Genomic DNA, 21,779 nt, shown 5'->3' with positions numbered 1-21,779 from the left:
CCGGGTGGTCATGCCCACGTCGCGCGGTAGATGTTGAGCTGACCGACGTACCGGAAGGTGACGAGGTCGAGACGCGCGAGCTGGTCGAGGACGCGGTGCACTTCCGTGAGGCGCATGCCGAGCGTGTCGGCGATCTTGCGGGCGGTGTTGGGCGCAACCTCGAGGAAGGCGTGCACGGCGAGCTCGTCACGGCAGAGCCTGGTCGCCTTCGGCGCGCCGCCTCTTCCTGCCTGGCGGGGCCGGGCGTAGCTGACGCCGCCCGGCGTGCTCGCGTAACGCTGCGCCCGTCCCTCGTGGAGGAGGTCGAGCATGACGCGTTCGAACAGGCGGGGCGTGAGCCGCGCGGCCTGGAAGAGGTCGAGTTCGGAGGTGCGGTCGTCGGTGAGGAGGCCCGCGATGGTGTCGCGGGCCTCGCGCCATTCCTGGCGGTCCCAGACGGTGATCGTCATGTGGTCCTTTGTGCGCGTCGCGGAGGTCACGTGGGTGCGTGTGCCGGCCGGTCATGACGCGCGGGGTGATGCGGTGCGTCCCTGTCGGGAGGTCCGTCCGCCCGAGAGGTCCCGCTGGAAGGGACGGCCCTGGGGCAGCGTGGGCGTCGGTCACGGTGACCGACAGTCGAATTCCGCGAGGCGGAAGTTGCCCTCAGCATACGCCTCGTCAGGATCGGCAAATGTTCTGCGGCGGTGACGGCCGTGGCTGGTCGCGGACCGATCCGCTCGGCGTGACACAGAGCCTTGCAGGACTCCATTCGCAAGTCGGACCGGAGCCGTTCAACGAAATGAATCGGACTGATCGAGTCATCTTGGGTACGCATCGGATGACGAGGCGCGCGAGGTGAATGACTTTGCGCGCCTTGTCGTATCTGGAAGGCAAGGAGTCGAGTATGGTCGTTGGTCCTGTGAGGTGGGTCGACGCGGAAACAGGTCTCGGTTTCGTGCGGACGGCGGGGAGTCCCGACGTGTTCGCGCACCTCGGCGCCGTCTCCGGCACGGGCTTCGGGAAGCTCGACGAGGATTTCGACGTGGCGTTCGTTCGGGAGGGGTCCGGCCACCTCCGCCGGGAGGTGCGCGGTGCGGTCCCCCATCACGAATCCCTCACGAAGGAACCTCCGCGCGCCTCCCGCGTGGTGATTGCACGCCCTGACCAATCCTGCCGCCAGCGCACGTGCATACTCAGGCATGAACCCCCCACAGGGCGGCAGTCCCGCGGCGGTCAGGCCATGAGCTCCACCAAGGCGACCCTCGGCGGTCACCCCGTCAAAGGAACCCTCAAGCGCAAAGGCAGCACCCTCAGCGGCCACCTCGCGGTCGAGGTGCTCACGCACGAACAACGGGAGTTCCTCGCGGGCAGGCGTTCCCTCACGTACCGGGGTCCCCTCTGCACGGCCGACGGCACGGTGCAGGTGGAACTGGAGGTGTTCTGCACCGAAACCACCGCCGGTCGGGAGACGCGCACCCGTCACTTCAGCAAAGGGCGCCCCGTCGACCGGGTCTCCACGACCCTCAAGGCCAGCATCGTGGACGCCGAAGGTCATGCGGAACAGCAGCTGATCCTGGCTCGCGTCCGGGCCATGTACCCGAAGCTCGACACCTGAGCTCGGGATGGAAGGTGATCATGTGGGTCAGCATGGGCGCCGGTGGGGTGGGCGTCCGTCGATTCACTTCTGGACGCGTCACGGCCTGTGGTCGGTCCGAGGCCCCGAGGGGAGGACAAGGCGCCAAGGGTCACCTTCACGCCGGGACGCGCGGTCCACAGTGAGGGATGAAGATCGGATACGTCCGCACCAACGGTCCTGCCGAAGTGCCCATGGAGCAGACCCGCAGGTTGATCGAAAGTGGCTGCGAGGCGTTGTTCCTAGAGTTGAGTGGAGGCGAGCACCTGCAACGTCCCGTGATGCACCGCATGATTCTCGGACTGGAACCCGGCGACGAGGTCACGCTGGTGGACCCGACGCGGTTGAGTGAGGACCAACCGTCCCAGATGGCGATCCTCCTGCGGCGTATTCAGGACAGGGGCGCCTCCGTCCGTGTCCTGCCCGTGCACGAGGGGAACGAGGAGACCGCCGGGTAACGGCTCCGGGCACGCCCGCGTTCGAGCGGTCCCCCGGGCATGCCGTGCGGGGCTCCCCCGACCTCCTTCTTCGCTCCGCGAGCGACCCCTGGCCCTCCGGGCAGGTCAGGGACGACGCTCTCCGCCGTGACGCGCCCGTGGCTCGGCTGAACCGAGCGTCCGACCACCCGTCAGGTGGTCGACCCCACCGGGAGCGCCACGGAGAACGTCGCGCCCTCCCCCAGCCGGCTCTCGGCCCACACCCGACCGCCATGCCGCCCCACGATGCGCCGCACCGTCGCGAGGCCGATCCCGGTGCCCTCGAACTCGTCCGCGCGATGCAGGCGCTGAAACACGCCGAACAACCTGTCCGCGAAGCGCGGATCGAACCCGACGCCGTTGTCGGTGATGTGCAGCACCACCTCGTCGGGTGTCTCCTCGCACGTGACGCGCACCGTCGGTTCCGCCCGGGTGGCGCTGTACTTCACGGCGTTCCCCAGCAGGTTCACCAGCACCTGCCGCAGCAGCACCGCGTCCCCCCGCACGACCGGGAGACGCGCGAGATCCACGTCCCACCGCACTTCCTGCCCGGTCACGTCGAGGTGCAGGTCGTCGATCGCGCCCTCCACGAGCGTGCCCATGTCCACGTCCGTCACGGTCAGCGGACGTCTCGACGTCTGCGCGAACCCCAGCAACGCCTCGATCAGCACCGTCATCCGCGTCGCCGACGTCTCGATCATGCCCAGCGGGCGACTCGCGCGCTCGGGCAGGTCGTCGCCCAGTGCGCGCCGCAGCAGCGCCGCGAACGTCGTGATGTGACGCGCGGGCGCGCGCAGGTCGTGCGAGATGGTGTACGAGTACCCCTCGAGTTCCTGGTTGAGTTCCTCCAGCTCGGCCGTGCGTCGCGCGATGGTCCGGACGGCGTCCGCGCGGGACAGCGCGAGCCGCACCTGGCCCAGCGCCGTCTCGAGCATCACCCGATCCGCCGGGGTCCAGCCGTGCTGCTGGTAGAGCGCCACGACCAGCACGCCCGGCGGGGTGTCCCCACCGCCGATGGGGAGCGCCGCCACGGACCGCAGTCTCGCGAGCGCCTCCTCGGGCACGTGCTGCGCGTTCGGTTCGAAGACGTCGATGAACTGCGGTGTTCCCGTGTCGAAGGCCGAGTCGAACGATCGCGTGCGGCCACGTTCGAGCCCCTGATGGAGGGCCGACACGAACCCCGGGTCGGGCAGTTCGCCCGTCAACACCCGCGCGCGCCAGCGATCCCCGTCCAGCTCGAAGTACCCGGCGACACCGTCGGGCAGCAGGCTCAGCAGCACCTCCTGCGCGCGGCGCAGGAGCGCCATCCGGTCCGTCTCGGTCGCGAGGTCCCGGGTGAGGTGCGCGAAGGCTTCCAGGGTGCGGTTGCGCGTGGCGAGCTCCCGGGTGCGGTCCTCGACCTTGCCTTCGAGCGCTTCTCCCCATGACTGCGCCTCCTGGAAGAGTCGGGCGTGGTCGAGGGCGAGGGCGGCGCGCCGCGCGAGATCCAGCGCGAACGTCACGTCCTCGGGGCCGAACGACCGGTCGGACTCCGCGACCGCGAAGGCGAGCACCCCGACGGTGCGGCCGTGCGCGACCATCGGCACGCCCAGGTAGGAGCGCAGGCCCAGCGTGCGGATCACCTCGGCCTGCTCTTCGTCGCGGCCGAGCGCGTCGATCATCGCGTCCGAGATGGTGGGGAGCACCAGGGGCGCTCCGGTCCGGAAGACTTCAGGGCCGCCGCCCGGCGCGTCGAGCCGTAACGGCACCGCCGAGAGGTAGTCGCGGAGCAGCTCCGTCTTCGCGGGGTCCACGTGCGACACCGCGACGGCGCGCAGGAACTCGCCGTCCGGCAGGTACACGCCGCACCAGTCCCCGACGTGCGGTACGGCGAGCGTGGTGATGCTCGCGAGGGTCCCCTCGAGGTCCAGGGAGGACGCGAGCAGCTCCCCGGCGTGCGCGAGGAACGCCTGCTGCTGGGCGTGCTCGCGTTCGGCCTGCGCGAGGCGGGTGCGTTCCAGCGCGGTCGCGGCGAGGTCCGCGAGGGTGAGCAGGAACGCCTGCTCGTCCGGGGTGAAGGGGTGCTCGTCCTGAAAGCTGAGGACCAGCACGCCGAACGGCTCCGCGCGAACCGCGAGGGGCAGCAGGGCGAGCGCGCCGGGCGAACGGCCGGACAGCGCCGGGAAGTCCGGGTAGTCCCGGGTGATGTCCGCGCGGGTGAGGAAGCGGGCCTGTCCGTCGCGGGCGGTCGCGGTCACCGGGAGGGGCAGGTCGAGCGGGAAGCGCTGCCACCGCGCGGTGAAGCGCTCGTCGTAGCCGCGCTGACCGAGCAGCACGAGTTGACCCCTGCCGGGATCGACGCGGACGAGGCTGCCCGCGTAGGCGCTCACGGCGTGCAGGGCGTGAGCGAGCAGGGCGTTCACGACCTCCGCGGGCGTGTCGGTCTGCGCGAGGGCCGCCGTGACCCGTTGAAGGCGGTCGCTGCGCTGGCGGGCGGCGCGTTCCGCGTCGAGCAGCCGGGCCCGTTCGAGGGCCTGCGCGAGCTGCGCGGCGAGCGCGCCTGCGAAGTCGCGCTCCTCGGGCGTGAAGATACGCGGGTGGTCGAAGGAGAGCGCCAGGACGCCCAGCCGGGTGTCGTTGGCGACCAGGGGCAGCGCGGCGAGCGCGCGTGTCTGGTGGGCGCGGTGCTCACGCACGGCGGGGTACTGGGTGTCGAGTTCTTCCGCGGTGACGTAGACCGGGATGCCTGCGCGTGCGGCGTCGGTGATGGGCAGCGAGACGTCGAGCGGCACGCGCGTCCAGCCTCTGACGCGGTCGTCGTACCCGGCGGCGCGGACGAGGTCGAGGGCCGCGTGGTCGTCGCTGGGGCGCAGCAGCAGTCCGGCGTAGGCGCCGAGGGCGGGCAGGGCGACGTCGAGCGCGGCGTTCATGACGTCGGTTTCGCTGCCCGCGACGGTGAGGGCGCGGGTGAGGTCGAGGAGCTGCCGACGTCGAAGTTCGCTGGTTTTTCGGGTGGTGATGTCGCGGAAGTGCGCGGCGACGCCGTCCGCGAAGGGGAAGATCCGGGCTTCCTCCCAGAGGCCGAGGCTGGGCAGGTGCAGTTCGAACTGCCGGGCTTCGCGTTCACGCATGACGTGGAGGTACTCGTCGTGCAGGCGGCCTTGTCCGGCTTCGGGGAAGACGTCCCAGAGGACCCTTCCGATGAGGTCGGCGGCGGGTCGGCCCGCGAGGGCGGCGGCGTGCGTGTTGGCGTAGGTGTAGCGCCAGTCCGCGTCGAAGGTGCAGAAGGGGTCGAGCAGCTCGTCGAGCGCCGCGGGCAGGTTGGCAGGTGAGGGCGTGTTCATGAGTCGGCCGGCGTGGCTGCTCCGAGCCTACTGCCCGTACCGGGGCGGGACGAGCGGCGACCAGGAAGCATGAACGTCGAATGAAGCTTTGTTCGCGCCATCGACTTGAACGTGGTGTGCCCGTGATGCGCGTGCGAGAGGGAGGGGATCCTGTGGGCAAATTCGGACGACGGCGGTTCCGGACGTGTCCGGCCTCGACGAACACCATGTCCGGCAACGGTTCCGAGGAATGCGCCCAGAGGATCCCGACCTCCAATGGACTACTCCTGCCAGGGTTTGAGCACGATCTTGCCGATCGTGCGGCGCGCCTCCAGCGCCAGGTGAGCTTCTCGCGCTTCGCGCAGCGGCAGCGTACGGATGTCGGGCAACCGCAGCCGTCCCGTCGAGGCGTCGTCCACGAGCGCCATCAGGGCCGGTCCGGCGTCCTGCGGCCGTTCGACGAACCACGTGTTGATGTTGAAGCTGGTGATGGACTGGTTGGCGCCGGGCGCGTACAGCCACGTCTCCATCGTGGCGGGATCGAGGGACGCGGACACACCGCTTGCCGCGCCGTACACGACGAGCCGCCCGAAAGGCGCGAGGGTCGAGAAGGTCTGGCGCAGCACGTCTCCGCCGGACGCTTCGAGGGCCACGTCCACACCTCGCCCGTTCGTGAGGGTCCGCACCCGCGCGGGCCAGTCGGGCTCCGTGTACACCACGACGTCGTGAGCACCGAGGGCGCGCGCCGTCTCGGTCTTGTCCGGATGGCCGACGGCCGCGATGACGCGGGCGCCGAGCGCGCGCGCGATCTGCACGGCGAAGCTGCCCACGCCGCCGGTCGCGGCGGGCACCAGCACGTGCTCGCCGGGCTGCACGCGAGCGGTGAGCGTGAGAATGATGCGCGCGGTGGCGCCTGCGACGATGAGGGTACCGGCCCCGTCGAAGTCGAGGGCGTCGGGGATCGGCACGGCGGCGGCCGCGTAGGCGACGGCGAACTGGGCGTAGCCGCCGTACCCGTTGGGTCCCGCGAAGGCGAAGACGCGAGTCCCCACGGGCGGACCGTCCACGCCGGGGCCGAGCGCGGCCACCGTGCCCGCGATCTCGCCACCGGGGACGTAGGGGAAGGCGGTGTCGAAGGGGTAGGGGTCGCCGCGGCGGCGCTTGACGTCGGAGAAGTTGACGGACGCGGACTCGACCCGCACGAGAAGCTGACCTGGACCGGGTTCGGGCACCGGCACGAGGTCGAGGTGGAAGTCCGGGCCTCCCCGGACGTGGACGCGGGCGGCGAGCATGTGGTCGGGAATCATGGTGTCCCTCCTTGAATTTGAGTGGATATCAACCTAATGGTCGCGGAATCAAACGTCCTGGGTCAGCGCGGTCACCTCCCGCAAGTCGCTCAGCAAGGCATGGAGCCGCGCCGTGCCGATGCCCGCCTCGATGCGCGCCTGCACGCCCAACCACAGCGGCACGGCGTCGCGGATGGCCTCGCGCCCGCGCGGCGTGATCGTCACGACCCGGGTGCGACGGTCCTCGCCGGGCACGACCGTGACGAAGCCCTGGGCTTCCAGCGGGCGCAGGTCGGCGGTGAGGGTCGTGCGGTCCATGACGAGGGCCCTGGCGAGGGCCTTCATGGTGAAGGGCCCCTGGAAGGCGACGGCAGCAAGGACGGCGAACTGCGTGATCCGCACGCCGCTCGGCGCGAGCGCCTCGTCGTACAGGCGTGTGAGGGCGCGCGCGGCGATGCGCGTGTTGATGGCCGCGCACCCGACGAGGGCCGCCTCCATCTCCGCGTTCGTCACCGGTTCTTCGCCCGCCACAATAAGAGGATATCAACCTAAATGCGAGACGTCAATTACGCCCGAACAATACCGGCCCCGCGCGTTCCTGCCTTGCCCCTCGCGGAGGACAGCGGTGGCAAGCTCGTCACGAGCGGACCCGGCCTGAACCCCGAGTCGGGGAAGCACGGGGCGCCGAAGCGCGCGAACCGCGCGAAGTTCATGACGAACGGTGACCACTGGCAGGCGTTCGTGGAGACGGTACGCGGCACCCGACATGCGAACGCGCCCGTGCACGAGGTCACGCAGGAGCACCTCGCGCTGAAGTTCGCGACGCCCCACGAGAACCCGTCGGGCACCGGGCCGCACGTCAGCAAGGCCAACACCGGGCACGGACAGCCTCAGGCACGACGGACGGTCGACCCACGCCGTGACGGGTTCACTGCGGTACGTCATGCACCGTGCTCGACGGTCGGTCGGGTCAGCGGTTCACGGGCTGCGCCTGGGGTTCCGGAGCCGTCAGCTGCCTCATCAGGCTCGCGGTGTCCATGAGGTGCCACAGGTCGGTGTTCCTGCCGTCCTGCGAGCGCAGGAAGTGCAGGTGGCGGATGCCGATCCTCCGTCCGGTCGGGGCGAGGGTGCGGAACGGCCCCACCTCGAAGTGCAGATCCGGGAAGGCGCGGCGCATCATGGGCACGACGTGCTGACGCATGTCGGTGCCGGGCGTCTCCTGGTGATCGGTTCCCCCGCCGGGGATCACCTCGTCGAAGATGGTCACGTCGGGGTGCTTGTCCGCGCGTCGAGATCGGTCGAGATCAGCGCACTCCCTTCGATGCGTTCGGCACCGTGCAGCGCGGGACCCGCAGGTCGGCAAAATGGCGTCGGTCGTTCAGCCAGACGGCGTCCCGAAGGACACGCGGCCCAGGACCAGCCGTGACGCAGGTCGCGACCGACACCGGTCGTCCCGCGGCCGGTGAGCGTGTCGACAGTTTGGGGAAGTGCCGCGTGTCGTTCAGTCGAACGGGGTCCACGCCCAGTGACCTTGTGGGCGCGGCGGCGCTCGTCGGCGAGACGGAACCCAGGTGTACGAGCAGCAGAACGGCGACGACTGTACCTCCGGTGCGCATCAGCGACCTCCTGCCGCCGGGTCGTCGTGTGCTTTCCCCGCGACCAGCGACAAGAAGAGGGTACGAAGGGGCCGTTCCAACCCCGTGACGAGCACGTGACAGCCGCGCCGATCATGGGAACCGCTCGACGACCACACCTCGACGCTTCAGGGCGGCGAGATACCCGCCGCGCCAGGTCACGTCGTCCAACGACGAGACGATCCGCTCCAGCAGGGGCGCCGCCTCGTCACGGCAGCGCGCCGCGAGCGAAGCGTCACCGGTCTGCTCGAAGACACGAACCCCATCGAGCAGGAGCCGCGCGGCCCAGCCGACCGCGCCGACCCGCTCGGCACGTGCCTTCGCGTCCAGCAGCGCGGCCCATGCCGACTCGGGACGACCCGCATACGCGTGCACGATCACCCGCGACCACCCGAGCAGCACCCGTTCCTCGACATCGAGCCTTTCGGGGTCGGTCGTGACGCCCACGCAGGTCGTGGCGTCCCGAAGGTCGCCGCGCAGGCAGAGGGTCATGACCTCCCAGGGACGCACCGCACGCCACGCGGGTCGAAGCGACCGCGCCTCCGACGCGAAGCGGTACGCGCCCTCCGACTCGCCCACCTCCAGCGCCAGCGCGCATCGCCACGACGCGGCCTCGTCCAGGGACACCGCCACCGACGCGCTCGACCCGAAGTACCGGGCCTGGACGTCGTCGAGCGCGGCGAACGCGCGCCTCGCGCTCACGAGATCGCCCATCTCCAGGCATACCGCGCCGAGATTCAGGAAGCCCCACCACAGGTTGGGCGGATGCTTGTCCGCGACGGTCGAGACGCGCTCCAGCACGCGTCTCGCTTCACCCAGCTCACCCTGCGCGCGCAGCACCGCGCTCAGCACGTTCGCCATGGGACGCGCCTGCGTCCACACGCCCAGCTCGACGCAGCGCGCCAGTCCCTGCCGCAACTGCGTCGCCGCGACGTCGAACTGCCCGAGGTGCGCCAGCGACATCCCGATCACCCAGGTGCTGCGCGCTTCGGTCACGTGGTCGTGCAGCCTCACCGCGAGACGACGCGCCGCGTCCGCGTGCCGTCTCGCGTCCTGGGGACGGTTGGAGGTCCACGCGAGAAAGGCGTGCAGGGCGTGCACCTGCATGGTCAGCGACGGTGACGCGGCTTCCTTCGCGAGGTGTAGGGCCCGCTCGGCGTGCCGTGCCGCTTCGCGTGGGTGACCGAGGTCCGCTTCGACGTCCGCGAGGCCGCGTTCGGTCTCGACCCCTCCGACCGCGTCGGTCCCGGCAACCGAACGCCTCCCGGCCAGGTCGTACCAGACCCGCGCCCGATCAGGATATCCCTGAGTGACGAGCAGTCGACCCAGTGCGAGCGCGGCGCGCGCCTCCCAGTCACGGTGGCGGGTGCGTCGGGACATCAGGCGCAACCTCACGAACGCGCGCTTCGCGCCCTCGAGGTCACCCAGGACGAAGTGCGCGTCGCCGATCTCGGCGAGGAGCCTGAGGCGCGACGCCTCATCGACGTGCGTGGAAGGCCGGGTCCTGAGGAGCCGCTCCACCGACGTCAACTGCCGCAGCGCTTCACGCGGGGCGCCCTGCCGCGTCGCGAGCGCCCCCGCGTCCAGCCCCAGCCGCACGGCCTCCGGCAGGCACGCCGGACCCGCCAGCCGAGCGTGATGTGCGAGCACGCCCGGCGTGGCGGACCCGGTCAGCGCGGTGAGCGCTCTGCGGTGGTACACCTGACGGTGCAGGTCCGTCATGTTCCGGTACGCGGCCTCCCGGAACCAGTCGTGCGAGAAGCGCAGACCACCGTCCTCGTGCGCGATCACGACGTTCGCGTTCGTGAGGTCGTCCAGCGCGCCGAGCACGACGGCCTCCGGGAGATCAACGAGGCCCGGGAGCAGCGCGGGCTCGTCGAGACGCTCCACGACGCTCAGGGCGCGCGCGACACTCACCGCGCCCTCCGAGAGGCCGTCCAGCCGTCTTTGCAGCACGTCGCGTGCCGACCCTCGCAGCAGGTCACGCAGCGCGGCGTCGCCGTCGATCCGCCAGCCCCGCTCACCGAGCGTGGAGAGCGCGTGCACGATCAGCAGTGGGTGCCCGTCGTCGTGCGGCGCGAGGACGGCCGCCACCTGATCCGGCGTCACGCTGGCGTGGTCCTTCGCGGCGAGCGCGGCGGTCCAGCCGCGCACGCCGTCCCGGGAGAGCGGACCCAGGAATGTCGTCGTGACCGGTATTCCCTCCAGCCGTGCTGTCCAGTCGGTCACGCGAGCCCAGAGCCTGCGGTCCTCGCGGCGAGCCGTGACGAGCGCGAGCACCCGTTGGTCCCTCCACGCCAGCAGGCAGGTGTGCAGAAGCTCCAGCGTGCCCACGTCCGCCCAGTGGGCGTCGTCGAGGACGACCACCAGCGGCGCGCGCCGCAGATGGACCGCCCCCCAACGTCGGAATTCGTCGGTCATCAGGGACCGGCGTCGCGCCCGCTCCAGGGGACCCGTGGAGTCGCCGGTCCCGCCGGTCGTCCAGCACGTGAGCCCCGAGGTGTCGGGGTCACGCGCGACCTCCGCCTGGATGAGGTCGAACACCGGCTGGAGGGGGAGGCCTCCGGTCGGTCGGGTCCGCAACGTCCACACGTGCGCGCCGTGACGCTGGGCCCACGAGACGAACTCTCCCACGAGACGGGTCTTCCCGATGCCCGACTCACCGTGGACCAGCAGGACCCGCGCGCCGCCCCGTGCCACGTCGTCGTAGGTCTGTCGGAGGTTCTCGAGCTCCACGTCTCGCCCGACGAACAGAGGAACGTGTTCGACTTCACGCGGAACGACCCGGCGGGTGAGGGTTCGTGTCGCCTGCTCGGCCAGAGCACGCAACGCGAGGGGCGGGCCGACGTGCAGTTCCCGCTCGAAGACTCGCTCGCAGACGCGGTACGTCTCCAGCGCCTCGTCCGGCTGACCCAGTCGAAGGCGCAGGTCCATCACCTGTTGATACGCGCCGCCGTCGAGGTCATCCAGTGTGAGCCAGCGGAGAGCCACCTCGAGGGCCTCCTGAAGTCGGCCCACGGCCGCCAGTCGCCGGCTGAGCCGTGTGAGCAATGCCCGTTGCCGCCTCGCGTACAGTTCACGCTGGACGTCCAGCCACGCTTCGAACTGCGGCGCGTCCGGGAGGTACAGGCCGTCGAGGAACGGACCGCGGTACAGGCCCGTGACGGCCCGCGCGTCCGCGAGGTCCACGTCATCCGGGGCGGCGTCCACACTGCTCGCCAGGCGCTGGGTGTCGAGGGTGAACGCGCCGGGCGGCACGAACGCCACGGTGCTGCGATCTGCGAGGAGCAGCCGCTCCCCCTGCCCGTCGGGGAAGGCGCGCCGGAGATACGTGAGGCACTTGCGCAGCGAGGTGAGTCCCGACGTGGTGTCCACGTCGGGCCACAGGAGCGTCCCGAGCCGCTCGCGGAAGTGCGGCCCCTCCTGCTCCACGAGGTACGCGAGGAGCGCCAGGGTTTTGCGGGTCGGGAAGGTGATGGTGTGGTCACCGGAGGTCACGACGGCCGGACCGAGGAAGCGCAGCGCGAGGATGGTCATACGCGCTCCTGTGGGGAACCCTGCACGGGACGGACGGGGCTGACGACCCCACCAGTATAGGACCGAGGCTCCGCGCTCAAGGAAAGGAGCGCCCGAGAGGAGGTTGTGTTCGGTTCGGACCGGACTCGGCACGAAGGCCTCGGTCGCCGCGGTGCTCCGATCCACCTCGGAGTGCGAGCGCGCCTCGGGATGCCGGTTCGGGTTCGGTTGATCGAATCACCTTATTCCGAGCTTGACAGTCGGATTTAAGTCTGCGAGAGTTCCCGCAGACGTCCGGCAGGACGCCACGCGCCCGCCGCGCTCAAGGAGAACCATGCCCATCCGACCGCTGCTCACCACCCTGCTCCTCGCCCTCACCACCATCGCCGCCGCCACCAGTTACCCCGTCACCATCACCCACGACCTCGGCACCGCCACCCTCCCCAAAAAACCCACCCGGATCGTCGCGCTCGGCCCGCACGCCCTCGACCTGCTGCTCTCCCTCGGCATTCAACCCGTCGGGTACGGCGAGGCGTCCACCTACCTCGCCACGCCCGCCTTCGGCTCACCCATCCGCAACATCAAGTACCTCGGGAGCCGCGTCACCACCGTCCCCACCAACGTCGGCGACCGCTACCACCCCAACCTCGAGATCCTCATGACCCTCAAGCCGGACCTGATCGTCGGAGAGAACTACGCGTCGGAAGCCTACCCGCAGCTCACGCGGATCGCCCCCACGCTGCTGTTCAAGGGCACCGACCGCGACGAGTGGCAACGCACCCTGCCCCTCATCGCCAGAGCCACCGACCGTGAGAAGAACTACGCGGCGGTTCTCAAGCGGTACCAGCAGGGCGTCACCGACACCCGACAGAAGCTCTCGAAGGTCATGGGCGACAAGAAGGTGCTGGTCGTCTGGACTGGCGGTGGCGACGGCCGCAACCTCTTCAACATCAGCGACAGTGGCGACTGGACCGGCGGGCTCCTCGAGGACCTCGGTCTCCACGTGATCGACGCGAACAAACGTGACGCCACCGTGGGCGTCGAAGGCCTCGGCGCGATGAACGCCGACGCGATCGTGGTGCTCGCGTCGGGCAACAACACTCCCACACGCGCCCGGGCGGACTGGACCGCCAGTGCGCTCGCGTCCCGGCTGCCCGCCAGCAGGGCCGGACGGGTGTACTTCTTCGACTACCACCTGTTCCGGCGTCTGCGCGGTCCCATCGCGGCCGAGCTGATCGAACGGCAACTGCTGCGGACCCTTGCCGAGCGCTAGCGTCCGTGCGACGGACCGGTTCGCCGCAGCAGACGCACCGCACCCATCCGGCACCTCGACGAGCAACGCGCCCCTCCCCTGCCGACAGGAGGACGAGCATGACGCGGACGACCGAGCTCGAGGCGCAGGTGCACGTCCTCCCGCCCGGAGCGCGACGAACCACCGGTCGTACGTGAAAGGGTGGATGACGCCGTTCGAGTCGTCCGTGAGCAACATCCACCCGTCCGGGAGCACCGCGAGATCCACCGGGCGGCCACGCACGGTCTGACCGTCCACGAAGCCCGGCGGCGCGCTGTGCGCCGTCACCGTCGCGAAGGCCGGCGTCGAATGATCGCAGGACGTCTGATCCCTGCGCGCGGCGAGCTGGCCGAAGCTTTCGGGCGGGAGGTCGTCGCCCAGCAGGTCCCGACCGTTGTTGGTGGCGTGCATGGCGCTGGAGGCGGTCAGTGTGGGTGAGGCAGCAGCTTGTTCGTGCCGGGGCGTGCGCGGCCCTGGTGGTCGTCGTGGTTGTACAGCCCGCAGGACGTGAGGGAGAGGCAGCCGCAGCCGATACAGCCCGCGAGGTCGTCGCGCAGTCGCGTGAGGGTGGCGATGCGGGCGTCGAGTTCGGCCTGCCAGGTCTGCGAGAGGCGGCGCCAGTCCTCGGCGGTGGGGGTGCGCGCGGCGGGCAGGCCGTCGAGGGCGCGTTTGATGTCGGCCAGGGGGACGCCGACGCGTTGCGCGGCGCGGATGAAGGCGAGACGGCGGAGCGTGTCGCGGGTGTAGCGGCGCTGGTTGCCGCCCGTGCGGGCGCTGCGGATGAGGCCCTGACGTTCGTAGAAGTGCAGGGCGGAGACGGTGAGGCCGCTTCGCTGGGCGGTCTGTGCGGGGGTGAGGTCGTGCGGGCGTTCGGTCATGGGATCCCTCCGGTCTTGACCTTAACAATACTTGAGGTTTTAGAGTGCGGTCATGACACGCCCCACCAGGCTCCCACACAGAGTCCCACACCCCGACGGCCACCCCGACCCGCCCCGCTCCGCGTTCACGACGTCCCCCACCCCCGCCACATCCTGAAAGGACCCCACATGCCCAACGCCCTCATCACCGGCGCCTCCCGCGGTCTCGGCCTCGCCCTCGCCCAGGCCCTCCACCTCCAGGGCTGGACCCTCACCCTCACCGCGCGAACCGCCCGGGACCTCGAACTCGCCCGCCTCACCCTCGGCGCCGGCGCCGACGTCACCGCCCTGAGCGGCGACGTCAGCGACGACGCCCACGCGAGCGCCCTCATCGAAGCCGCCGCTCGATACGGACGCATCGACGCGCTCGTCAACAACGCCAGCACCCTCGGCCCCACCCCCCGCCCCACCCTCGCCCACTCCCCCACCGAAGCGCTGCGCCGCGTGTTCGACGTCAACGTCCTCGCGCCCCTGCGTCTCGTCCAGCTCGCCCTGCCGCACCTCACGCCCGGCGCGCGCATCCTCAACCTGAGCTCCGACGCGGCCGTGGAAGCCTACGAAGGCTGGGGCGGGTACGGCGCCAGCAAGGCCGCGCTCGACCACCTCAGCCGCACCCTCGCCGCCGAACACCCCGACCTCCGCGTCTACAGCGTCGACCCGGGCGACATGAACACCCGCATGCACCAGGAGGCCTTCCCCGGCGAGGACATCAGCGACCGCCCCCCACCCGAGGCGAGCGTGCCCGGTCTGCTCCACCTCCTGCTCGGACACGCCCCCAGCGGACGCTACGTCGCCCGCGACCTCACGAAGGTCACCTCGTGAACGCCGACGCACCCTCCGTCCACGAAACCCGCGTGGTCCTCACCGCGAGCGACCTCGACGCCACCGTTCGGCTCCTCCAGGAGGGCCTCGGCCTGCACGTCCTCGACACCTGGAACGACCCGAACGGCCGGGGCGTCGTCCTCGCCGCGGGCTCCGCCACCATCGAGGTCATCGACGTCCTGCAGGCCGAACGCCTCGACGACGTCGAGGCCGCCGGGCAGCGCTCAGGGACCGTCCGTCTCGCCTTCCGCGTCGACGACGTCCCCACGGCCTCGCGCGACCTGCGCGGCGCCGGAGCGCGTTCCCTGCACGAGCCCGTCCGCACGCCCTGGGGGCTCAACCAGCGCCTCACGCACGCCGGGCTGCACCTCACCCTCTTCGACCCCGCCACCCTCCCGGAGCGGCCATGACCGCCGCCGCCCGCACCCTCGACTTCACCCTGCCCCCGGACCTCGAAGCCCACGAACCGCCCGAGGCGCGCGGTCTCGCCCGCGACGAGGTGCGTCTGCTGATCTCACGCGTGCACGACGACCACGTCTCCCACCGCCGCTTCCGCGACCTGCCCGACGTCCTGCACGAGGGCGACCTGCTGGTCATCAACACCTCCGGCACGCTCCCCGCCGCCCTGAACGCCACCCGCGAGAACGGCACGAGCGTCCACGTCCACCTCAGCACCCACCTGCCCGCCGACCTCTGGATGGTGGAGCTCCGCGTCCCCGACGCGAACGCCACCCTGCCCTGCCGCGACGGACACGCCGGGGAAGTGCTGAACCTGCCCGGCGGTGGCCGCTGCACCCTCCTCGCGCCCTACGTCACGGACCGCACCACACTCCGCGCGGAGCGCCCCACGAGACTCTGGATCGCCACGCTGCACCTCCCGCTCGCCCTCCACCCCTACCTCCAGCGGCACGGTCGGCCCATCCGGTACGGGTACGTGACGCACGACTGGCCCCTCTCGACGTACCAGACGGTGTACGCCACCGAACCCGGCAGCGCCGAGATGCCCTCCGCGGGCCGCGCCTTCACCCCCGAACTGCTCGTGCGGCTCGTCACGCGCGGCGTGCACGTCGCTCCCCTGCTGCTGCACACCGGCGTGTCCTCCCAGGAGGATCACGAACCCCCCTACGAGGAGTACTACCGCGTCCCCGAACGCACCGCCGAGCGCGTCAACGCCACCCGGCGGGCGGGCGGACGGGTCATCGCGGTCGGCACGACCGTCGTCCGCGCGCTCGAAAGCGTCACCGACACCCGCGGCGTCACCCACCCCGGCGAAGGCTGGACCCGCCGGATCGTCACGCCCGACACGGGCGTCCGCGCCGTACACGGTCTGCTGACCGGCTGGCACGAACCACGCGCGAGCCACCTGCTGATGCTCGCCGCGCTCGCCAACCCCGAACACCTGCGGGTCGCCTATCATGCCGCGCTGAGCGAGCGATACCTCTGGCACGAGTTCGGCGATCTGCACCTCATCCTGCCCTGAGCGTCCCGGCGCTCCACAAGACGCTCAGGGCGGCGATCCGCGGACGGCGGGCGTGACGGCAAGCGCGAGCCCTGGTGTTCATGGAAGCACAGGTCAGGCCGGCCGATACACCGGGGACCTTCACCGTCGAGCGACACGTCTCCGGAGCGGAAGCGTTCCGACCAGCCACCCTGGCAGCGCGGCCGCACGCGGCGAACGTTCCCGTTCCGGACGTGCACTCACGACGCCCGGCGGGTGAGGTGGACGTGGTGACCTGCTGGGCTTCCGGATCGACCGTCATGGCCCGACGCCGGCGGCCATCCGCAACATGCGCTCCAGGCCCTCGTCCACCCACCCCTGAGGGTCGCGCTGCCACGCCTCCAGCCACCACCACACGTACCGGACGCCGGCGAACCGTCGAGCGACACGACGACCCGCCTCGAACACCTCGTCGGAGAGGTCAATCCCACGCGCCGCGAGTGCCGAGCGGTACACCCCTGCCGCTTCCGGGCTGTCGAACGTGTCCCCGAGATCCAGGAACAACGACGCGTAGCGTGCCTGCCCCCAGTCGATGATCAGCGCCCGTCCGTCCCGCTCGAGGACGTGCCCGTGGTACACGTCCGTGTGCGCGAGGGTACGCGTTTCACTCCACCCCTCGAACTTCAGCACGTCCCGGGTCAGATGCGACGCCGACGCTTCGACCGCGTCCACCCACCCGGCGTGGCGCCGCATGAACTCCGCGTGATCGAGCGCCCGCGTCCAGGCGCCCGCCCAGCAGGTCCGCACGATGAAGTCCTCCAGGTACACCGCGTCCACGGGGGGCAGCCAGGCAAGGTCGTCGCCGCGTCCGAAGTGCCGGGCGTGGACTTCACTGAAGGCGAGCGCGGCGCGCCGTTTGGCGTCGAGGTCCCAGCCGAGCGGGGTCTCTCCCGCGTCGAGCAGGGCGACGTCCTGCGTGTCGTCGGTCGTGAGGTCGGGGATGAACGTACGCGGCACGGCGTGCAGGTCGCGCAGCGCGTGGAGGGTCCGGCGTTCGGTGAGGCCGCACGGTTTGATCACGAGCCGCACCTCGCGTCCATCTTCGAACGTCACGTGCCAGCGCCGCACGTCGACGCGTGATACGCCAGGATCGATCGGGAGCGCGGCGGCGCTCGTCACGTCCGCGGTCGATCCGCCGAGGTGCCGGGCGGCGGCGATGAGGTCGAGTTCGGGCATGCCTCGACTCTAGAGGGCGCGGCGGGAGTTGAGGCGGCAGGGCGACGAGCGGATTAGCCGCGCCGTCGAACCGAACGTGGAGACACGTTGGGAAGGGTCGGGATTCCTCCACGCGCCTCCGGCGCTTTGCCGGGGGGTAGGGCAGGGCGTCAGGGAAGGCGGGCGGCCATGCGGCGGCTCTCATGATGCGGCGGGCGGGTGCGCTCGTGTCGTCGTGGTCTCGTCGGATGGCTTCGTCGTCGCGGGCGCCGGCCTCGTCCTGCTCGACCGGGCGCCGGCCCGCGGGGACCTCAGCCCCTCGCTCGGTGCCACCGCCGACGCGCCCGCTCGTGCGGGGCGCACGGCTTCCGCGCGTCGACGACGGAGATGCTGCGCCGCGAGGGACGACTCAACCCTCGCTCCCCGCCCCGAGGGCCGCGCGGATCTCCTGGGCGGTCGCCCTGGCGCCGCGGCCCACGCCGATCAGCGTCGCGCTCGCGAAGCCCGTCCACTGCCCGTACCCCACCAGCCACAACCGGGGTTCGAGCACCGAACGCGTACCGTCCACGCGGACGCGACCGTCGGTGTCCAGCACCCCGAGGGGCCGCAGGTGAGAGAGCGCCGGTCGGAAGCCCGTGCACCAGATCACCGCGTCCACGGCCTCCTCCTGCCCGTCCGGCCACACCACGCCCGAAGGGGTCATGCGCGTGAACATCGCCCTCGCGCGCAGCACGCCCCGCTCGCGGGCCTCCCTGACGCCCGGCACCATCACCACGTTCCCCAGGGACGGAGCCCGGAACGCCTCGCCCGCCTGCTCGGCCCGGTACCGCCTCGTCGCCACGTCGAACAGCGCCCGCCCGTCCACGTCGTCCGGCAGGAACGCGGGCGGGGTCAGCGTCGCCCAGGAGGCGTGCGCCACCATCGACACCTCCGCGAGGATCTGCGCGCCGGAATTGCCCCCGCCGACCACCACGACGCGCTTCCCCGCGAACGCGCCCGGCGAACGGTACCGGGAGGAATGCAGTTGCACCCCGCGAAAATTCTCACGGCCCGGCAGGTCCGGGACGATCGGCGCGTCCCAGGTACCCGTCGCGCTCACCACCGCGCCCGCACGCCACGCGCCTCGGTCGGTGGTCACGCGCAGCGCCTCGCCGTCACGCTCCACGGCCTCCACCCGGACGGGACGACGCACGTCCAGACCGTACCGCTCCTCGTACGCGGCGAGATACGCGATCACCTCGTCCCGCGCGGGGTACGTGTCCTCACCGCCGGGCATCGGCACGCCCGGCAGCGAGCTCCACTTCGCGGGGGAAAAGAGCCGCAGGGAGTCCCACCCGTGACGCCACGCGCCGCCAGGACCGTCCTGAGCGTCGAGGACGACGGACCCGAGGTCCGCGCGCGCGAGTTCGCGGCCCACGGCGAGGCCCGCCTGCCCCGCGCCGATCACGACGACGTCGAGCGCGTCCACGTCAGGCGCCGTCCGGCGGGAACGCGCGCGTTCCGGGCGTGGCGGACCGCGGCCGGCTCGTGAGGACGGCGAGGGCCGAACCCACGACCGGCGCGAGGACGTACCCGACGGCCAGGCGGGCGGGGAAGCGTCCGGCGAGGACGAGGACGAGGGCGAGGGTCGCGGCGGGGTTGATGTGCGCGCGGGCGATCCGGGCGTACGTGCCGAGGAGTTCGCCGGCGAGCGCTCGCGGAGCGAGGGTCGTGCGGAGGGCGGTCATGTCAGGAGGCGGCGACGATGGGGGTCTGCTCGTAGCTTTCCGGCGCGTCCTGCCCGTTCCTCAGGGCGAGGACGAAGGCTTCGAGCTGACGCTTCATCTGGTCACGCACCTCGCGCCAGCGGTCGTGACTGCCGCCGCTCGGGTCCGTGAAGGGGTAGTGGAGTCTCGTCGTCCTGGCGGGGTAGCTGGGGCAGTTCTCGGCGGCGCTGTCGCAGACGGTGATGACGTAGTCGAACGCCCAGGGGTCCGGGACGTCGAGGACCTTCTTGCTGGTGTGCGCGGAGAGGTCGACGCCGAGCTCGGCCATCACCTCGACCGCCTGGGGCTTGACGCGGGTGGCTTCGGTGCCGGCGCTGTGCACTTCGAGGGTGAGGTCGTGCTCCCGCGCGAGGCGGCGCAGGAGGCCCTCGCCCATCTGGCTGCGGGCGCTGTTGTGGGTGCAGAGGATCAGCACGCGGGTCATGCGGTCACGCTAACACAGCGAACAGAATTGATGCTTCTCGGGGAGTTCCGTCAGGTACACCTCGCGCAGGACGTCTCCGCCGAGCCCGTACATGGGTTCGGGCAGGAGGCGGTAGTACGCGTTGCGCCCCCGGGGCTCGCTCGCCACCAGTCCGGCGTCGCGCAGCACGCCGAGGTGATAGGAAACCTTGCTCTGCGGGAGGTCCAGGGCGGCTTCGAGGTCGCAGACGCATCGCTCGCCGCGCGCGAGGATACGGATCATGTCGAACCGCAGGTCGTTCGCGAGCGCCTTGAGGACGGTCAGGGTACGAGGTTCGGCGGGCGCGAGGACAGTCATCGACCCAATTGTATGCTTCTGCGGTGTGAAGCCGTGCACATCGTCCGGTCGGCCGCGAACGCACGTTCTCGGAAAAGACGCGACCGGCCGCCCTCGTCGAAAGGGTCCGGCTAACGTGCCGGTGTCCCGCCTCGTCCGGCACGTGACCACCCGGGAGCAGCGGCCTCTCGGGCGCTCGCGGCAGCAGTTCCGCCGCTCTCACGAGCACCCCTGCGCCCCGGAACAGCACGTCCCGCTCGGCCGCGACGACCAGCGGGTGGCGCGTCCTGCGGGCCGAGCAGCAGCGCGTGCGTGTTCCCGTATCGCGTCCGGATCGTGATGTCCTCGGTCGGGAACGCGGGAGCTCGCCCGCTCAACCAATCGGGTGGCGTGTACGTCGGATCTTGTGCACATACCCGTGGGTCCTTCACCCGTTGGGTACCGGTCCATGCGCGGATGGACTTCTCCTCCTGACGCGGTCCTCGTGCGTTGACCGTCCGTCAGAGCCACCTCGACCGTTCAGGCTCTTCGCTGCCCCCTGTGCCCCGTTCCGGCGGGATCGGGCAGCAGAAGGAGAGGCACGACGACCGCGCCCGTCAACCCGACGAGGCTCCCCACCCGATCCAGCAACGTCGGCAGGGTGTGCAGATGGAGCAGGTGATAGGTCAGGTGCGGCACCCCGTAGACCAGCGCGGCGAGCCCGACCACGCGGGCCGAGATCAGCCCCGGCGCGGTGAGGGCGAGGAGCGCCAGCAGGGCCAGACTGAGGTTGAGCCCGCCGACGTCTCGGATCAGGTGCTCGTTGTACGGGCCGTCACCCGCGACCCAGGTCCCCAAGCCGGGGAACCGGTCGTAGAATCCGCGGGGGGCGAACTGCGCCCAGGCGCCCGTCACCGCCGACGTGACGCTCAGATAGGCCAGCGCCCACGAGGTCCGGCGGTCAGGACGGGCGCTCACCGTGGCCCGGCGGGACGCCGAGCGTACCCGTTGGGCTGCGAGGCGTGCTCGTCGAGCCAGGCCTGCCAGGTCCGGCCGACCCGCAGGGCGGTCGGTGACGTGACGTGTCCTCCCCGCATGGCCCTGAACATCGGGATGGGCAGCGGGACGGACAGCGTCACCTTCCGGTTTCCCGTCGCGCGGAGCCAGTCCCGGGCGAGGCTGTCCAGAGAACGGATCTCGGGGCCGGCCAGGTCGGGCAGACGCCCGGCGGGCGGCTGGAGGGCCGCGTGTGCCAGCCGTTCCGCGAGGTCCTGGGCGTCCATCGGTTGCAGGGTGATTCCAGGGGGAAGCAGGAGCAGGGGGCCTCGTCCGAGCAGGCCCAGGAGGTACGCGACGAACTCGTGGAACTGCGTGGCCCGCTGGATCGAGTACGGAAGGCCGCTCGCGATCAGCTCACGCTCGACCGCGAGTTTCGCGGCGTAGTAGTCGTAGAAGCCGAGGGCGTCGATGCCGACGATGCTGACGTAGAGGACGTGCCCGACCCCGGCCTGCCGCGCGCTGCGGAGCAGGTGCCGGGCGCCTGCGAGATCACGTTCTGGTTGTCGAGGGGTCGTGGCGGCGTGGAGCACGACGTCCACGTCCTCGAGCGCCGCCGCCAAGCCGGTTCCGTCGCTCAGGTCGCCCTGCGCCCATTCGACGTCGCCGTCCCCTTCGGGGTGACGGCGGGTGAGGACGCGCACGGTCGCGCCTCGCGTCTAGAGTCGGCGAACGACGGCGCCTCCCAGGACGCCCGTGCCGCCGGTGACTAGCACACGCATGCGGAGGA

20 protein-coding genes and 1 pseudogene are annotated in these 21,779 nt (G+C 71.0%); 7 read left to right on the top strand and 14 right to left on the bottom strand.

Translation table 11 applies throughout. The features are described 5' to 3' along the window. Positions 1–8: 8 nt before the first annotated feature. Positions 9–449 (bottom strand): hypothetical protein, encoded by a 441-nt coding sequence (locus tag DEIPI_RS0122700; RefSeq protein WP_027483282.1) that lies wholly within the window; start codon positions 447–449, stop codon positions 9–11. Between the two features lie 389 nt (positions 450–838). Here DEIPI_RS0122700 and DEIPI_RS42320 point away from each other — a divergent pair. From DEIPI_RS42320 to DEIPI_RS0122690, 3 genes and pseudogenes are all read left to right on the top strand, one after another. Next, a pseudogene (locus DEIPI_RS42320) lies at positions 839–1,027 on the top strand (cold shock domain-containing protein); the annotation flags it as partial. A gap of 192 nt (positions 1,028–1,219) precedes the next feature. Next, positions 1,220–1,594 carry a hypothetical protein gene (locus DEIPI_RS41670; protein WP_245588629.1) on the top strand — a complete coding sequence of 125 codons (375 nt, stop codon included), beginning with the start codon at positions 1,220–1,222 and terminating at the stop codon, positions 1,592–1,594. Between the two features lie 167 nt (positions 1,595–1,761). After that, positions 1,762–2,070: a recombinase family protein gene (locus tag DEIPI_RS0122690; RefSeq protein WP_045234988.1), complete on the top strand. Its 309-nt coding sequence runs from the start codon at positions 1,762–1,764 to the stop codon at positions 2,068–2,070. 170 nt (positions 2,071–2,240) lie between these two features. Here the strand turns inward: DEIPI_RS0122690 and DEIPI_RS36035 are convergent, their stop codons facing one another. The 5 genes from DEIPI_RS36035 to DEIPI_RS0122660 form a co-directional block, all read right to left on the bottom strand. After that, positions 2,241–5,411 (bottom strand): GAF domain-containing protein, encoded by a 3,171-nt coding sequence (locus DEIPI_RS36035; RefSeq protein ID WP_052351942.1) that lies wholly within the window; start codon positions 5,409–5,411, stop codon positions 2,241–2,243. Positions 5,412–5,671: 260 nt separating this feature from the next. Continuing rightward, positions 5,672–6,697 (bottom strand): quinone oxidoreductase family protein, encoded by a 1,026-nt coding sequence (locus DEIPI_RS0122680; protein WP_052351941.1) that lies wholly within the window; start codon positions 6,695–6,697, stop codon positions 5,672–5,674. 48 nt (positions 6,698–6,745) lie between these two features. After that, positions 6,746–7,207, bottom strand: a complete 462-nt coding sequence (locus tag DEIPI_RS0122675) for a MarR family winged helix-turn-helix transcriptional regulator (protein WP_211238345.1) — start codon at positions 7,205–7,207, stop codon at positions 6,746–6,748. 439 nt (positions 7,208–7,646) lie between these two features. Next, the gene (locus DEIPI_RS0122665; protein WP_027483276.1) at positions 7,647–7,943 is read right to left on the bottom strand and encodes an ester cyclase; all 297 of its coding nucleotides are present in this window, start codon (positions 7,941–7,943) and stop codon (positions 7,647–7,649) included. 460 nt (positions 7,944–8,403) lie between these two features. After that, positions 8,404–11,847 carry an ATP-binding protein gene (locus DEIPI_RS0122660; RefSeq protein ID WP_027483275.1) on the bottom strand — a complete coding sequence of 1,148 codons (3,444 nt, stop codon included), beginning with the start codon at positions 11,845–11,847 and terminating at the stop codon, positions 8,404–8,406. A gap of 313 nt (positions 11,848–12,160) precedes the next feature. Here DEIPI_RS0122660 and DEIPI_RS0122655 point away from each other — a divergent pair, with 313 nt between their 5' ends. Continuing rightward, positions 12,161–13,099: an ABC transporter substrate-binding protein gene (locus DEIPI_RS0122655; RefSeq protein ID WP_245588628.1), complete on the top strand. Its 939-nt coding sequence runs from the start codon at positions 12,161–12,163 to the stop codon at positions 13,097–13,099. Positions 13,100–13,542: 443 nt separating this feature from the next. Here the strand turns inward: DEIPI_RS0122655 and soxR are convergent, their stop codons facing one another. Beyond that, positions 13,543–13,995, bottom strand: a complete 453-nt coding sequence (gene soxR / locus DEIPI_RS0122650; protein WP_027483273.1) for a redox-sensitive transcriptional activator SoxR — start codon at positions 13,993–13,995, stop codon at positions 13,543–13,545. A 168-nt stretch (positions 13,996–14,163) separates the two neighbouring features. Here soxR and DEIPI_RS0122640 point away from each other — a divergent pair, with 168 nt between their 5' ends. From DEIPI_RS0122640 to DEIPI_RS0122630, 3 genes are read left to right on the top strand one after another with little or no spacing between them, the layout of a single operon-like run. Beyond that, positions 14,164–14,856, top strand: coding sequence for an SDR family NAD(P)-dependent oxidoreductase (locus tag DEIPI_RS0122640; protein WP_027483272.1), 693 nt, complete (start codon positions 14,164–14,166; stop codon positions 14,854–14,856). Further along, positions 14,853–15,266 (top strand): VOC family protein, encoded by a 414-nt coding sequence (locus DEIPI_RS0122635; RefSeq protein ID WP_027483271.1) that lies wholly within the window; start codon positions 14,853–14,855, stop codon positions 15,264–15,266. Before DEIPI_RS0122640 ends, DEIPI_RS0122635 begins: the two co-directional genes overlap by 4 nt. Continuing rightward, on the top strand, positions 15,263–16,336 hold the full coding sequence (locus DEIPI_RS0122630) for an S-adenosylmethionine:tRNA ribosyltransferase-isomerase (RefSeq protein ID WP_027483270.1): 1,074 nt from the start codon (positions 15,263–15,265) through the stop codon (positions 16,334–16,336). Before DEIPI_RS0122635 ends, DEIPI_RS0122630 begins: the two co-directional genes overlap by 4 nt. A gap of 276 nt (positions 16,337–16,612) precedes the next feature. On the opposite strand, the gene DEIPI_RS0122625 is transcribed toward DEIPI_RS0122630, so the two are convergent. The 7 genes from DEIPI_RS0122625 to DEIPI_RS33850 all read right to left on the bottom strand — a co-directional run bounded on the left by DEIPI_RS0122625 (position 16,613) and on the right by DEIPI_RS33850 (position 21,693). Beyond that, on the bottom strand, positions 16,613–17,530 hold the full coding sequence (locus tag DEIPI_RS0122625; protein WP_027483269.1) for a hypothetical protein: 918 nt from the start codon (positions 17,528–17,530) through the stop codon (positions 16,613–16,615). 388 nt (positions 17,531–17,918) lie between these two features. Beyond that, positions 17,919–18,977, bottom strand: coding sequence for an ArsO family NAD(P)H-dependent flavin-containing monooxygenase (locus DEIPI_RS0122620; protein ID WP_027483268.1), 1,059 nt, complete (start codon positions 18,975–18,977; stop codon positions 17,919–17,921). 1 nt (position 18,978) lies between these two features. Further along, positions 18,979–19,236 (bottom strand): aquaporin, encoded by a 258-nt coding sequence (locus tag DEIPI_RS0122615; protein ID WP_027483267.1) that lies wholly within the window; start codon positions 19,234–19,236, stop codon positions 18,979–18,981. A 1-nt stretch (position 19,237) separates the two neighbouring features. Next, positions 19,238–19,699 (bottom strand): arsenate reductase ArsC, encoded by a 462-nt coding sequence (locus DEIPI_RS0122610; RefSeq protein ID WP_027483266.1) that lies wholly within the window; start codon positions 19,697–19,699, stop codon positions 19,238–19,240. A gap of 9 nt (positions 19,700–19,708) precedes the next feature. Beyond that, positions 19,709–20,035, bottom strand: a complete 327-nt coding sequence (locus tag DEIPI_RS0122605; protein ID WP_027483265.1) for an ArsR/SmtB family transcription factor — start codon at positions 20,033–20,035, stop codon at positions 19,709–19,711. Between the two features lie 498 nt (positions 20,036–20,533). Then, positions 20,534–20,971, bottom strand: coding sequence for a hypothetical protein (locus DEIPI_RS33855; RefSeq protein WP_211238344.1), 438 nt, complete (start codon positions 20,969–20,971; stop codon positions 20,534–20,536). Continuing rightward, positions 20,968–21,693: an SDR family oxidoreductase gene (locus tag DEIPI_RS33850; protein ID WP_052351940.1), complete on the bottom strand. Its 726-nt coding sequence runs from the start codon at positions 21,691–21,693 to the stop codon at positions 20,968–20,970. Before DEIPI_RS33850 ends, DEIPI_RS33855 begins: the two co-directional genes overlap by 4 nt. Between the last annotated feature and the right edge of the window lie 86 nt (positions 21,694–21,779).

This window comes from Deinococcus pimensis DSM 21231, from assembly GCF_000519345.1.
GTDB lineage: Bacteria > Deinococcota > Deinococci > Deinococcales > Deinococcaceae > Deinococcus_A > Deinococcus_A pimensis.
Note: the sequence above shows the minus strand (reverse complement) of the source record. Positions and strands in the feature narration are given on the sequence as shown.

Bases quoted from the DNA above. Each gene is read 5' to 3' on its own strand.
- DEIPI_RS0122655 (WP_245588628.1), top strand. From the start codon at position 12,161: ATGCCCATCCGACCGCTGCTCACCACCCTGCTCCTCGCCCTCACCACC.
- DEIPI_RS0122615 (WP_027483267.1), bottom strand. From the start codon at position 19,236: ATGACCGCCCTCCGCACGACCCTCGCTCCGCGAGCGCTCGCCGGCGAA.
- DEIPI_RS41670 (WP_245588629.1), top strand. From the start codon at position 1,220: ATGAGCTCCACCAAGGCGACCCTCGGCGGTCACCCCGTCAAAGGAACC.
- DEIPI_RS0122700 (WP_027483282.1), bottom strand. From the start codon at position 449: ATGACGATCACCGTCTGGGACCGCCAGGAATGGCGCGAGGCCCGCGAC.
- DEIPI_RS0122690 (WP_045234988.1), top strand. From the start codon at position 1,762: ATGAAGATCGGATACGTCCGCACCAACGGTCCTGCCGAAGTGCCCATG.
- DEIPI_RS0122640 (WP_027483272.1), top strand. From the start codon at position 14,164: ATGCCCAACGCCCTCATCACCGGCGCCTCCCGCGGTCTCGGCCTCGCC.
- DEIPI_RS0122630 (WP_027483270.1), top strand. From the start codon at position 15,263: ATGACCGCCGCCGCCCGCACCCTCGACTTCACCCTGCCCCCGGACCTC.
- DEIPI_RS0122680 (WP_052351941.1), bottom strand. From the start codon at position 6,697: ATGATTCCCGACCACATGCTCGCCGCCCGCGTCCACGTCCGGGGAGGC.
- DEIPI_RS36035 (WP_052351942.1), bottom strand. From the start codon at position 5,411: ATGAACACGCCCTCACCTGCCAACCTGCCCGCGGCGCTCGACGAGCTG.
- DEIPI_RS0122625 (WP_027483269.1), bottom strand. From the start codon at position 17,530: ATGCCCGAACTCGACCTCATCGCCGCCGCCCGGCACCTCGGCGGATCG.
- soxR (WP_027483273.1), bottom strand. From the start codon at position 13,995: ATGACCGAACGCCCGCACGACCTCACCCCCGCACAGACCGCCCAGCGA.
- DEIPI_RS0122660 (WP_027483275.1), bottom strand. From the start codon at position 11,847: ATGACCATCCTCGCGCTGCGCTTCCTCGGTCCGGCCGTCGTGACCTCC.
- DEIPI_RS0122610 (WP_027483266.1), bottom strand. From the start codon at position 19,699: ATGACCCGCGTGCTGATCCTCTGCACCCACAACAGCGCCCGCAGCCAG.
- DEIPI_RS0122605 (WP_027483265.1), bottom strand. From the start codon at position 20,035: ATGACTGTCCTCGCGCCCGCCGAACCTCGTACCCTGACCGTCCTCAAG.